Raw genomic sequence first — 12622 nt, forward strand, 5'->3', positions numbered from 1 at the left:
GATTCGCCTTATGAAATCGCATTGGCTCCGGCTATGATCTCGGTAAGCTCCTGGGTAATGGACCCCTGTCTTGCCCGGTTATATGCCAGTCCAAGTTCTTCTATCATCTCTTCCGCATTATTGGTCGCAGAGTCCATGGCCGCCATTCTGGCTCCGTTTTCACTTGCAACGGCTTCCAGCAAAGCACCATAGATCATGCTGCTCATATACTTAGGAATAATGGAATCCAATACCTGATCCTCATCCGGCTCATAGTTCATTAAAGTCAGATCCGTTTTTTCGCTTCCCTTTTCCATTTCAACCGGGAGAAGCTTTTTAAGAGTCGGTATTTGGGTCATAGTATTCTTAAAAGATGTATAAGCCAGATAAATTTCACCTATCCGGTTCTGTCCAAATGCATCCAGAAGCTCCATGGTAATATCGGCCGCATCGCGGTAGATCGGTTCATTGATCACCTCAGAATAATCCTTGGCGATCGTATATCCCTTTCTTGCCAGTGCTTCCTTCCCTTTCCTCCCAATGGCATAAACATCCGTAAGTTCCGGCGTAAGCCTCTCATCTCCATGAACCATCTTGGCAATGTTGCTGTTATAGCCTCCTGCCAGTCCACGGTTTGATGTGATGACAATGACTGCCTTTCTCTTAGAATCTCCTGCCTTTAAATACTTATGGTCTATGCTGCCGGACTTGCGCAGCATGGAGCCTATGGTATCATACATCATTTCGTAATAGGGTTTGGATTCCTCTGCCTTAGCTTTGGACTTCTGCAGCTTAACGGTAGATATGAGCTTCATGGCTTTCGTAATCTGTTCGGTACTGGAAATACTGTCTCTTCTTCGTTTGATATCCCTAATGGATGCCATGATTGTTCACCTGCCTTTAAAAAACACCTGCTTTGCATTCGATAATTGCCTTTACAAGCAATTCCTCTGTCTCAGGCGTGATCTGCTTTGTCTCGCGGATGCTTGCGGGAATTTCAGAATATTTGGTGTCAATAAAACTGGTCAAAGCCTTTTCAAAATCAAGGATTTTCCCGGTAGGGATATCCAAAAGCAGCTTCTTTGTCGCTGCAAAAATTATGATGATCTGGTATTCAACCGGAATCGGCTGATACTGGCCCTGCTTTAATACCTCTTTGATCCTCTCGCCCTGGGCAAGCTGTTCTGCTGTCTCCTTATCAAGCTCGGAACCAAACTGAGCGAAGCTTGCAAGCTCGCGGTACTGCGCCAGTTCCACGCGGATAGGAGCTGCGATCTTCTTCATAGCCTTGATCTGGGCAGAGCCGCCTACACGGGATACGGAAAGGCCTGCGTTGATGGCTGGACGGAAACCTGCGTTAAACATCTCTGTCTCCAGGTAAATCTGCCCGTCTGTAATGGAAATAACATTCGTCGGAATATACGCGGATACGTCTCCTGCCTGTGTTTCAATGATCGGAAGGGCTGTTAAAGAACCTCCTCCCAGCTCTTCTGAAAGCCTTGAGGCTCTCTCCAGCAGTCTGGAATGCAGATAGAAAACATCACCCGGGTAAGCTTCACGGCCCGGCGGTCTCTTAAGCAGCAGGGATAAGGTACGGTAAGCGGCTGCATGTTTACTTAAATCATCGTAAACAACTAATACATCCCCCCCGTTTTCCATCCATTCTTCTCCTATAGCGCATCCGGAATATGGAGCAATATACTGAAGAGGCGCTAAATCAGATGCCGTTGACACGACGATGGTGGTATAATCCATAGCACCGTACTCTTCCAGTGTCTTAACAATGTTGGCAACCGTAGATGCCTTCTGGCCAATGGCAACATAGATACAGTGAACTCCCTGGCCCTTCTGGTTAATAATCGTATCAAGGACAATCGCCGTCTTTCCGGTCTGGCGGTCACCAATGATCAGCTCACGCTGTCCTCTTCCAATAGGAATCATGGCATCAATCGCCTTAATACCGGTCTGAAGGGGAGTATCTACTGATTTTCTGTCAATAACTCCATGAGCCACACGCTCAATCTTGCGGAATTTGTCTGTCAGGATCGGTCCTTTTCCATCGATGGGCTGTCCTAAAGCATTAACAACACGTCCAGTCAATGCATCACCAACAGGTACTTCCACCACTCGTCCGGTAGTCTTAACTGTATCACCCTCGCTGATAGCACCGGTACCAAGTAAAACCGCACCAACGTTATCCTCTTCCAGGTTAAGCACCATGCCGTAGATTTCTCCCGGGAACTCAAGAAGCTCTCCCTGCATGGCATTCTCAAGGCCATGGATACGGGCAATACCATCCGCTACCTGAATGACTGTACCGACATCAGAGACATCCAGTTTCGTAGAATATCTTTGAATCTGTTCCTTGATGACAGAACTGATCTCTTCTGGTCTTAAATTCATTAAGGTTTGCACCTTCTTTCTAAGTTTATAATGTGTCCGTTTCACCTAACGGCTCTCCGGACAACTGATTTCCTAAACTCAGGCTTACCTTCATGTAAAAAACATGAACAGTAAAGTGGAAATCAGGTCAATTGCAGCTTTAACAGGCTGCGGCGCAGTTCGTAAATCTGCGTTTTAATGCTGGAATCCACCACCCGGTCTCCGATCCTGATTACCATACCGCCAATGATTGACGGGTCCACCTGATAATCCATCTCAAAATCTACGTACTGAGTTGTATTTAACAGCTTTTCTACCAGCCGGGCCTTCTGCCCTTCATTTAATTCAACAGCGCTGGCCACATGTGCCACGCCGATCTTCTTATATTCCTTGACAGCGTTAATGAAGTATTCACAGATTGCCGGAATCTCCTTCTGCCTGCCTTTGTCGACAATGACTGCCAGAAAACCCATCAGGTCATCCGATACGCGTCCGCCGAAAATATTCTTAATAATGCCGATTTTATCTTCCTTTACAATCTTCGGATTATTAAGAAGCTCCGCCAATGACTGATTCTCGTGCCAGATCACCTGCAGGCTCTTCACTTCCTCAAACAAAGCGTCCACTTCCTGCTTATTAAGAGCTTCCTCAAACAATGCATCGCCGTATACCTTTGATACTAGCTTTGCCATGTGCTTTCACCCATCTCTTTCAAAGTCTCGTCAATCAGGGCATCCTGCACCGTAGTGTCAATGGAAGCAGCTACGACCTTGCCGGCCATAACAGAAGCGATGGATATGATCTGTTCCTTCATATCATCAAGCGCTTTCTTTCTCTCCAGTTCCACCTCGCGGCTGCCCCGCGTAACAATGCGGTCCGCTTCTTCCCTGGCTTCTGTAATAATCTCTGCCTCACGCTGTTTCGCTCTTTTTCTGGCATCCTCTAAGATTCCTTCTGCCTCTTTCTTAACTTCAAGAAGTCTGGCTTCATATTCTTCCTTCATTGCCCTCGCAGCTTCCTTATCGTCGGCAGCGTTCTTTAATTCTCCCGCAATCCTCTGTTTTCTCTTTTCCAGCACTTCCCGTACCGGATTGAACAGCATATAGGATAACGCAAAAAACAGGATGAATACGTTGATGCCTGTTATAAATGAATCGAAAAGCAGCTGCGGGTCAAATCCCAATAATCGATCCAAGGTTTCGCCTCCTTTCGCTCTTTATTCTTTCCCCATTCTGAGGGCAGGCTTATGCCTCCCGCCACTCTGCTCTTTAGCTGAATGGCTTTAAGAACATGAGGATAGCAGCAACAGCGAAACCATAAAGACCTGTTGTCTCAGCAACGGCCTGTCCTAAAAGCATGGTAGATGTTATATCAGATTTTGCGCCCGGATTGCGTCCAACGGCAGCTGCTGCATGGCCTGCTGCGATACCCTGTCCAATACCAGGTCCAATACCTGCGATCATCGCAAGACCTGCACCGATTGCTGAGCAGCCTAAGATAAAATCCTGTCCTGAAAATCCGTTCATAGAAAAATTCCTCCTGAATTTAATATTATTGAAATTTAATCCATCTTATCATTGACATATACCATAGTCAGCATACAGAACACATACGTCTGGATACAGCCTGAGAATACATCACAATATACATGTAAAAACGATGGGATACCGATCTTTACAAAGATAGGCATCATCCCATACCACAATCCCATAATAACTACGCCTGACATCATATTGCCGAACAAACGAAGCGCCTGGGATAATGGGTTTGTAATCTCACCGATTACGTTAATCGGGAACAAAATCGGAAACGGCTGAAATAAACTTGTAAAATGACCGATCCCGTGATTCTTAATACCCTGGTATTGCACTATGCCGAAGGTAAACAAACCAAGCATAAATGTCACACCGAAATCTCCGGTTGGCGTCCTAAGACCAAATAAGCCGCCAATATTGCAGAACAATATGAAAATAAATATTGTTCCAATATAATTAACAAATTTTTTTGCGTTATGACCCATAGTACCATTTACCAGGTTATCAAGCGCCTCTACGACAAACTCCACAATATTCTGGAAAGTGCCGGGTACTTCTGTCGCCCGCTTCATTTTTCGGTTGGCAATCACTGCGATAATCAGGATTACGATTGTCACAATGCTAAGGCCTATTTCCGTGGTTGTAACCCAAAGTTCCTGACCAAACGCCTGAAACTTTGTAACACCTTTGATCATAAAGTCTACATTATTGGCACTCGCAACGACCATACGCTTAAGCCTCCTTTCTTAAGAGATCCCACTTGACCGCAAAGGAGATTACTCTCCCTTTGTCCTGTTGGCCACGATCTTGTGGATAATAGGCTGAGAAAATGCTCCAACCTTGAGTCCGAGGACTCCGATTACTACTGCGACCGGATTGAACCAGTTCGAAAACCGGACAATAACTGCCACCAGTATGACAATAAGCAGCAGATAGCGAAGGACTGAACTAATAATACTCTGCTTCTGAACAGCCTTTGGATCTTCGGTCTTCATAGAACGTTCAAGTACCATAGCCATGGATAAAAACATGGCCAGAGCTAACACCATTCCCAAAATCAGTCCTGCAAAAACAGCACGACTTGGATACATAAATAATGCCCCTAGCATAGCCACTGCCGTGAAAATAACAATTCCGGCAGAAACCTCAAGCATCAGATTCTTTGTTTCCTTCCCCATTACAAATCCTCCTGTCTACGAAAGTTTCTCATCATCATGTCCTTTCACGCGGCTTGGCTGCTTCGGTTTATGTACCTTGGGTCCAGCCTCCACTTGCCGCTCCACGCGCTCCTTCTGATCCTCAACCCACTCCTCCCTTTCATTCATGGCCAGTGTAGCCTTTGCCAGCTTATAAGCATTGGATCCCCCAGCCAGAAACCCCAGAACCATAAATAATAATATCAGCTTTGTCCCAGCATACCGGTCAATATAGTAACCGGCAAGAATACAGACAAATACAGGTACCATGACACTGATCCCCAGTTGGATCACCATCATGAAACTTCTCATTACGCTCTTTTTATGCCGCATAATTACACCTGCTTTCTGCATCCTGCACATATAACTGGTATTATACCTAAAAAAACATATTTTGTCTATTATTTACGGAAATTTAACTTGACACACCAATAAACTTTTTATTTTTGTACATTTTTGAAAAAAATGTTAAAAAAAGGTCTGTTTTTTGCAGGAAGAACCCGTAAAAAACAGACCTTATCAAATTATTAATTATGCTTCTTTTGTACCTGGAAGAATTGTTTCAACTTCTGCATGTGGACGTGGGATTACATGTACAGATACAAGCTCACCAACACGCTGAGCTGCTGCTGCACCTGCATCGGTAGCTGCCTTAACAGCACCTACATCGCCTCTTACCATAACAGTAACAAGACCTCCGCCTACAAATTCTTTACCGATCAGGGTAACGTTTGCTGCCTTTACCATAGCATCTGCTGCTTCAACGGATCCAATTAAACCTTTTGTTTCAATCATTCCTAATGCATCATATTTCATTTTTAAATCCTCCTGATTTATAATAAATTTTTAATGGTTCACTTATTTTACAATGGTTACGCCAGAAGAACTGCCAAGTCCCATGGCATTTGCTTCTTCCGTATCAAGATGGCATTCCAGGCTTGATGTTTCGGTTACGCGGATTGCCGTATGATGAAAAATACCGCCGCGGATCCCCTCTGTCTGAATGCTAACTGTCTGACCGTCATGAACGCCAAACTTCAAAGCATCCTGAGGAGTCATATGAATGTGTCTCTGGGCGATGATTAAGCCCTCTTTTGTTTGAACGGAACCTTTTGGTCCCACCAGGGTGATCCCTGGCGTTCCGGTTAATTCACCGGACATTTTAGGCTCAGATTTCTTTCCAAGCTTAAAACAGTCTGCTGCCAGAACCTCAACCTGAGTCTGTTTTCTGACCGGACCTAATATACGGACCTTCTCAATGGCTCCCTTTGGGCCGCATACGGTAACCGTTTCCTTGCATGCATACTGACCCGGCTGGGATAACTCCTTCATCTTGGTCAGTTCGTATCCCTTACCGAAAAGAGCATCCAAGTCTTCCTGGGACAAATGTACATGGCGATTGGAAACGCCAACTGGTATTCGAAACTCATCTGTTCCGGATTCCGTTTTCACGGCTTCCATTAAGAGTTTGATTACCGCTTCATACTTATCCATTCCTGTTCTCCTTCCTTGCTGTTTTTACTGGCCTTTCATGGCCAGTACGATCTCTTTTACAAGAGCTGCCAGCTTCTCATTGTCATCGTTTCCTCCCTGGCAGGCAGAAGAGGTCACACCTTCTTTTTTATCAAAAGAAGCTACGAAATCAGCAGGGCTAAAGGAAGCAGCCTGGGTTTTGTCTTTCCAGGTAAAGGTTGGATCATCTGCTGCGATAGTAGAGCAATCTTTCATACCAAAAGCAACCTTTTTCACATTAAGGAGATGTTTCGGGCTCACGTTTTCGGAAACAGAGCTTCCTCCGCAGGTTCCGCATCCTAATGTAAAGGAAATCGGAAGGCCTGTACTGATTCCGGTTCCACCCTGGCTTCCGCCTGTATTTACAAGGATTCTGGAAGCAGGCTTTGCAGCGAACTTAAGAACCATATCCCTGTCCTGGGTATGAATGCTCATGGTATGTCCGATTCCGTTCTGTAAAAGGCGGATGCTTAAGCCGCAGGCCTCTTCCCAGTTCTTTACTGTGTAGAAACCAAGTACGGTTGTCAGCTTTTCGTAGGATAATGGATATCCCTCTCCGACACCTTCCTGTTTTCCGATGAGGATCTTGGCCCCTTCCGGAATCTGGATTCCGGCTGCCTGGGCAATCACCTGAGGAGAACGGCCGACAAATTTGGCATTCATGTTATGGCCGTTTTTAAATAACAGGGCACAGACTTTATCGGTTTCTTCCTTTGTCATAAAGTATCCGCCCTGGCTTTTTAACTCTGCTACAACTTCTGCATGATTGCTCTCCTCACAGATAATGGACTGCTCGGAAGCACAGATGGTACCATAGTCAAACGTCTTGCTGGCAAGGATTGTCTTTACTGCCTGCTTCACATCTGCCGTCTTTTCTATGTAAGCCGGTGAGTTTCCTGCACCTACGCCGATGGCTGGCTTTCCTGCGCTGTATGCAGCTTTTACCATACCCGGGCCGCCGGTTGCAATGATAACGGAGACTTCCTTACACTTCATCAGTTCATTGGTAGACCCCATGGAAGGCATGGATACACAGCCGATGATTCCCTCCGGCGCTCCTGCTGCAATTGCAGCGTCCCTCATAACCTCCGCAGCCTTCAGAGTGCATTTTGCAGCAGAAGGATGGGGAGAAAATACGATTGCGTTTCCGGATTTAATGGCGATCATGGATTTAAAAAATACGGTTGAGGTTGGATTTGTAGATGGAACGATACCCATTACAAGTCCTACCGGTTCTGCCACATCAATGGTCTTATTCACGGTATCCTCTGCTAGGATTCCTCTTGTCTTCATATCTTTTATTTCTTCATATAAAAGAGTGGAAGCAGCATGGTTCTTATATGCCTTGTCCATGACCTTTCCAAAGCCTGTCTCTTCTACAGCCATCTCTGCAAGACAAAGAGCGTGTTCCTCTCCTGCCTTTGCCATACTCTTAAGAATGGTGTCAATTTGTTCTGCCGTAAATCCGGCAATTTTTTTTGCGGCTGCTTCACCGCATCTGGCTAAATCCCTTGCTTCCTGGATGGAACGTAAATCAAAATCAAAATTTTCCATGTTCCCGTTCTCCCTTTCTAAAAATATTAATCATTCTGTCCATAATACTTCCCGAATTCTTCCAGCAGCAGGGTTTTATTTGCCTTTGAAATCTCTCGTCCAGCTATACTGAATTCCGGATATTCTCTGGCAAGTGTCCTAAGCTCTGTTACCTTCATATCTTCAAGTATCTTCATGGTCTCTTCCAGACCGTCCTGCTTCATCCACAAGTCCACGGTTTCCCGCTTTATGGTATCCACCGTTTCCGGTTCATTGGAAGATTCTTCGACTGGTTCTTCTGCCGGTATCTCTTCAAGTACCTCAGCTGCTGGTTCTTCTGCGGTTTCCGGAACTGGTTCTTTTTCCGGTTCGTCAGGAGTACCTCCGCCGATTACAGCCGTCAGCTCATCATGAGGCCTGGCGATAACATGGCGTGTTACTAAAGCAGCATCGTTTATGCGTTCTACCGCTGCTGCTCCGGCGTCCACCGCTGCCTTCACTGCCGCCACATCGCCGGTCACCGTAACAGCGACGAGACCTCCGCCGACTTTGGTCTTTTCCAGAAGAGACACGTCTGCCGCCTTTAACATGGCATCTGCCGCCTCAATAGCCACCAGCACGCCTTTTGTTTCTATAAAGCCAAGTGCCTGCATTGTTTACCTCCTTAAACCAAATCAGCCCAGTTTGCCGGATACGTTGCGTAAAATACTCTTGCTTTATCTGGGGAACCCCAGATTACCTTGGAGCCTGACGGTACAAAGAGCACATCTCCGGCTTTTGCCGTATAGGTCTTTCCGTCAATGGTAACGGTTAAGGTTCCTTCGATTACATAGTCGATCTCTTCATAGGTCAATTCCCATTCAAAACTGGAATGGTCGATCACAAGGAAACCTGCACTGATATGGGATTCCTCTTTGCTTACCAGCTCCTGGTAGTAAGCTTTAACAGATGGATCGCCTGTATCAAATACATCCATTTTCACAGAACTTCCACGAACCACTTTGAGACCGTTTCCATGGCTTTCAGACTCGTAGGGTTTTAAAATATCATTTAATAAACCCTTTTCCATTAAAGTCTTCAGTACCATATAAATTTTCTCGCTGTCCATATCCATGGCTGCGAAAGCAGCCGGAGCCTGTGTCTGCTCTTCTGCCTTATCACAGAATTTGATGCCGAATGAATCTGCTGCATCCTTTGCAGACGGAGTGATGATACTTCCGGTTTCCACGTAAAATACCTTTTTTCCCTCAGCATTTAACTTTTCTACATCTTTTGCACAAATCAACTGCTTCATATGATCACTTCCCTTCTATATAAATTGGCAATCTTCATCAATGATCCCAATTACTACGGCATCGACTGGAATCTCATCGCTTCCCAGCATCCGCCTGGCAGAAGAGCCTGTGGAAATGATCACACGGTCACCGATTCCCGCGCTGATGATATCTGCTACGATCAGCCGCTCGCCTTCCCGCGTGCCTCCAATGATCTCGGCAAGCATAAATTTATACCCATTTAAGGACTCCGCTTTTCTGGTGGCCCATATGTTATCAATCAATCTGGCCGCTACCATTCTTCCACCCCTCTCTTCTCTCTTTGCTTAATTTCATCCATAGCTGCCTCTACCGATGCCGTATCTCCAAAAATCGCAAGCATGATCATGTTCTGCGGGCAGCTTCCTCTGATGTCTTCTACCGTAACACCTACTGCTTTTTCTGCCACATCTGCGGCGCAAACCATTTCGATGATTCTGCCTTGTACTAGCCCCACTGCATCCACTGGTCCTATGGGTGAGGAAGTACCGGAGCCCTTCCTGCGGTTTAAGATATCGATGGTTCCCTGTGACGGTGATTTAATTATACGGTATTCCATATTGTCCACATCCTTTATGCCAGCTCTTCCTGCGTACAGGAAAATGCGATTCCAAGAGGAGTTACAAACATTGGGTTCTCAGGCTTTCTCGTCCTGATCCCCGTCTGTTTTTCAATGATTGCCTCAATTCCAGTCAGGCAGCAGGTTCCGCCTACCAAGTAGATTTCCTGAACATCGTGCCCTTCAATATGGCGTTTTATGATGGAAGCCACCTTCTCCACAACCGGTTTTAAAACCGGCAGCAGTTCTTTATGGTGTTCTTCTTTCCTCTTATAAACCTCTGCCTCCTGAAAGGACATTTGATAAGCACCGGAAACCACCAGGGAAAAATGAGTTCCTCCTGTTGGTTCATCCGCTACATACACCACCTTTCCATCTTTTAATATGGAGATTCCGGTGGTGCCGCCTCCGATATCCACGACTGCACCATTCTTAATTTTTAATACTGCGTTTGCCGCCGTAGGCTCATCGAGTAGGGCCGTTATTTCAAATCCAGCTCCCTGAACCACGTTTTTAATCGCTCCGCCATCCAGGGAATCAGTACCCGGAGGAATAGCTGCAGCCGAATAAATCAATTCTGTGCCCAGCTTTTCCTCCAGTTCTTCCTTAAGCTCCCGAACAATCCGGATCGCACCGATGTAATCCACGACCATTCCATCCCGGACCACATCCGCATACCGGTAAGCGCCTGCCACAGGTTTGTAGTTCTCATCTAAAACAGCCAGTACCACACACGCCGTTCCCAGATCGACTCCGGTATAGTAAACAGAGGAGCTTCCCTTAACGGGCTGCTTAACAACTGCTTCAAACTGGCTCACCAGCTCATTGCAGCCATCAAATGTTATTACTTCCTTTGACATGTTTTTCCTCCATATTCCAGACATATCATCTGTGATAAGCGGTTGATGAACGGGTTAAGACCTGCATTCTCTGTTTCCGCTGCCAGCTCTCTTACGCTGCAGCGCAGGCGGTGCAGAAGAACGATTTCTTTTCCCTTTTCAGACTGTGCATGAAAACCTGTGATCTCAAAGCAATCGTCGGAAGGCTTGTTAAAGTTTTCCTTATGAAATCCGGTGCAGGGTTCAAATCCGAATTCCACTTCACGGCCTTCTTTCCCCAGATCAGAAAGTTTACGTTCCAGGGCAAATATCTGCTCTGCTAACAATACATCCCGATTTAACAGTTCAAGACCTGTTTCCAGAAACTGAGCCTGAAGCGTTTTCTTTTTTAACAAGAAACGATCCCGGCAGAACTCTTTTTCCGGTGCTTCTTCTTTTTTCTCAGCAGGTTTCTCATTTTTTCGTTTTACCATCATGGGATCGTCACTTATGGGGATCTTCTTATCCACCAGGAATTGGCGCGCTCCGGGTGTCAGTCTGGTTCCGGCAGGGAGATCATAAGCAGTAAAGGGTTCTCTTCTGAATAAAATCCTCAAATCGTCTTCCGTGATGAATTTCATTAATAGCCCCCCTTACACAGTTTCCGATAGATGGTTTCAATCTCTTCTACCGTAGGCACCCTTGGGTTGGTCAATGTGCAGTTATCAGCCAGGGCTTTTTCCGCCATTTCCCGTACGGCCTGCTCAAATTCGTCTTTATCAATCTTTAAGTCTGTAATCTGCTGCGGTATTTTAATCTTATTCATCAGATTTTTGATGTGACGCACCAGGCCGTGTACCGTGGCCTTATCTGTTCCTGCTGCGATTCCAAGCATATTGGCAATTGCCACATACCTGCCGCAGGCTATCTGTTCGCCGGCGTCTTCCAGACCGGCATTGTAGCTGATGACATGAGGAAGCAGGATCGCATTGCTTCTTCCGTGCGGAATGTGAAAGCGCGCTCCCAGAGCATGAGCCATGCTGTGGCAAAGCCCTAAGGAAGCTCCGTTAAACGCAACTCCAGCCAGACAGGAAGCATTGTGCATGTGAGTTCTGGCTTCCATGTCGCTTCCTTCTTCCACGGTACGTGTCAGGTAGTTCCACACCAGTCTCACCGCTTTTTCCGCGCAGGCATCGGTAAAATCACCTGCATTGGTTGAAACATAGGCTTCCAGGGCATGGGTTAACACATCCATTCCCGTATCTGCCGTAATGTGAGGCGGAACCGACACCGTAAAGCGGGGATCAAGAAATGCTGCATCCGGCACCATACTATCGGAACGCAGCGGATATTTCGCCTGGGCCTGTGGGTCGGATATAACAGAAAAATTAGTTACTTCACTACCGGTACCGCTGGTTGTTGGAACCGCGATTAAGAACAGTCTCTTATTTCCCATCTGACTGTAGATGTGGCTGGCCGCCTTTGCCGTATCAATGGCAGAGCCGCCGCCAAGGGCGATTACTGCATCCGGACCAAAGCACTTCATTCCGCCTATGGCTTTTGAAACGACTTCAATGGTCGGATCGGGCACTACCTCAGAAAATACTTCATAGCTGCTTCCCTTCTCCTGCAAAAGCTCTGTAATCCAGTTCACCTTTCCGGACTGGGCCATAAAGGGGTCACAGATAATATAAGCCTTTGTTACAGGAAGATCCTTTAACTTATCCAGACAGGAAGATCCCATATATACTTTTGTGTTCATTACAAATTGCTCCACGTTACATTTCCCTCCTTT

General features: G+C 46.2%; 18 protein-coding genes. All 18 read right to left on the reverse strand.

Translation table 11 applies throughout. The features are described 5' to 3' along the window. Positions 1-8: 8 nt before the first annotated feature. On the reverse strand, positions 9-863 hold the full coding sequence (atpG, locus tag BMX69_RS18170; RefSeq protein ID WP_100043145.1) for an ATP synthase F1 subunit gamma: 855 nt from the start codon (positions 861-863) through the stop codon (positions 9-11). Positions 864-879: 16 nt separating this feature from the next. Further along, the gene (atpA, locus tag BMX69_RS18175; protein WP_054790488.1) at positions 880-2382 is read right to left on the reverse strand and encodes a F0F1 ATP synthase subunit alpha; all 1503 of its coding nucleotides are present in this window, start codon (positions 2380-2382) and stop codon (positions 880-882) included. Positions 2383-2504: 122 nt separating this feature from the next. Then, positions 2505-3053: an ATP synthase F1 subunit delta gene (gene atpH, locus BMX69_RS18180; protein ID WP_100043146.1), complete on the reverse strand. Its 549-nt coding sequence runs from the start codon at positions 3051-3053 to the stop codon at positions 2505-2507. After that, entirely contained in the window at positions 3041-3556 is a 516-nt protein-coding gene (gene atpF, locus BMX69_RS18185) for a F0F1 ATP synthase subunit B (RefSeq protein WP_054790487.1), read from the reverse strand. The genes atpH and atpF overlap by 13 nt, the downstream gene beginning before the upstream one ends. A 73-nt stretch (positions 3557-3629) precedes the next feature. Continuing rightward, positions 3630-3887 (reverse strand): ATP synthase F0 subunit C, encoded by a 258-nt coding sequence (gene atpE / locus BMX69_RS18190; RefSeq protein ID WP_013274565.1) that lies wholly within the window; start codon positions 3885-3887, stop codon positions 3630-3632. A gap of 35 nt (positions 3888-3922) precedes the next feature. Next, positions 3923-4624: a F0F1 ATP synthase subunit A gene (atpB, locus tag BMX69_RS18195; RefSeq protein WP_038284029.1), complete on the reverse strand. Its 702-nt coding sequence runs from the start codon at positions 4622-4624 to the stop codon at positions 3923-3925. A 48-nt stretch (positions 4625-4672) separates the two neighbouring features. After that, positions 4673-5074, reverse strand: coding sequence for an ATP synthase subunit I (locus tag BMX69_RS18200; protein ID WP_025230269.1), 402 nt, complete (start codon positions 5072-5074; stop codon positions 4673-4675). Positions 5075-5089: 15 nt separating this feature from the next. Next, positions 5090-5404, reverse strand: a complete 315-nt coding sequence (locus tag BMX69_RS18205) for an AtpZ/AtpI family protein (RefSeq protein WP_242941295.1) — start codon at positions 5402-5404, stop codon at positions 5090-5092. Positions 5405-5623: 219 nt separating this feature from the next. Beyond that, positions 5624-5908, reverse strand: a complete 285-nt coding sequence (gene eutM, locus BMX69_RS18210; protein WP_025230271.1) for an ethanolamine utilization microcompartment protein EutM — start codon at positions 5906-5908, stop codon at positions 5624-5626. Between the two features lie 42 nt (positions 5909-5950). Next, on the reverse strand, positions 5951-6586 hold the full coding sequence (locus BMX69_RS18215) for a phosphate propanoyltransferase (protein ID WP_100043148.1): 636 nt from the start codon (positions 6584-6586) through the stop codon (positions 5951-5953). Positions 6587-6610: 24 nt separating this feature from the next. Beyond that, entirely contained in the window at positions 6611-8158 is a 1548-nt protein-coding gene (locus BMX69_RS18220; RefSeq protein WP_100043149.1) for an acetaldehyde dehydrogenase (acetylating), read from the reverse strand. A 26-nt stretch (positions 8159-8184) separates the two neighbouring features. Continuing rightward, positions 8185-8790 (reverse strand): BMC domain-containing protein, encoded by a 606-nt coding sequence (locus tag BMX69_RS18225; protein ID WP_100043150.1) that lies wholly within the window; start codon positions 8788-8790, stop codon positions 8185-8187. 11 nt (positions 8791-8801) lie between these two features. Further along, complete coding sequence (locus BMX69_RS18230; protein ID WP_100043151.1) at positions 8802-9431, reverse strand: cupin domain-containing protein; 630 nt, start codon at positions 9429-9431, stop codon at positions 8802-8804. 15 nt (positions 9432-9446) lie between these two features. Then, positions 9447-9710: a EutN/CcmL family microcompartment protein gene (locus BMX69_RS18235; RefSeq protein WP_025230276.1), complete on the reverse strand. Its 264-nt coding sequence runs from the start codon at positions 9708-9710 to the stop codon at positions 9447-9449. Continuing rightward, the gene (locus BMX69_RS18240) at positions 9704-10009 is read right to left on the reverse strand and encodes a BMC domain-containing protein (protein ID WP_054790486.1); all 306 of its coding nucleotides are present in this window, start codon (positions 10007-10009) and stop codon (positions 9704-9706) included. Before BMX69_RS18240 ends, BMX69_RS18235 begins: the two co-directional genes overlap by 7 nt. A gap of 14 nt (positions 10010-10023) precedes the next feature. After that, a complete protein-coding gene (eutJ, locus tag BMX69_RS18245; protein ID WP_038284022.1) occupies positions 10024-10869 on the reverse strand; it encodes an ethanolamine utilization protein EutJ in 846 nt (281 codons plus the stop codon). Next, entirely contained in the window at positions 10854-11468 is a 615-nt protein-coding gene (locus BMX69_RS18250) for a hypothetical protein (RefSeq protein WP_100043152.1), read from the reverse strand. The genes eutJ and BMX69_RS18250 overlap by 16 nt, the downstream gene beginning before the upstream one ends. Continuing rightward, the gene (locus tag BMX69_RS18255) at positions 11468-12604 is read right to left on the reverse strand and encodes a 1-propanol dehydrogenase PduQ (RefSeq protein ID WP_166433208.1); all 1137 of its coding nucleotides are present in this window, start codon (positions 12602-12604) and stop codon (positions 11468-11470) included. Before BMX69_RS18255 ends, BMX69_RS18250 begins: the two co-directional genes overlap by 1 nt. Positions 12605-12622 lie beyond the last annotated feature (18 nt).

It is taken from the genome of Lacrimispora sphenoides JCM 1415, assembly GCF_900105615.1.
Lineage (GTDB): Bacteria > Bacillota > Clostridia > Lachnospirales > Lachnospiraceae > Lacrimispora > Lacrimispora sphenoides.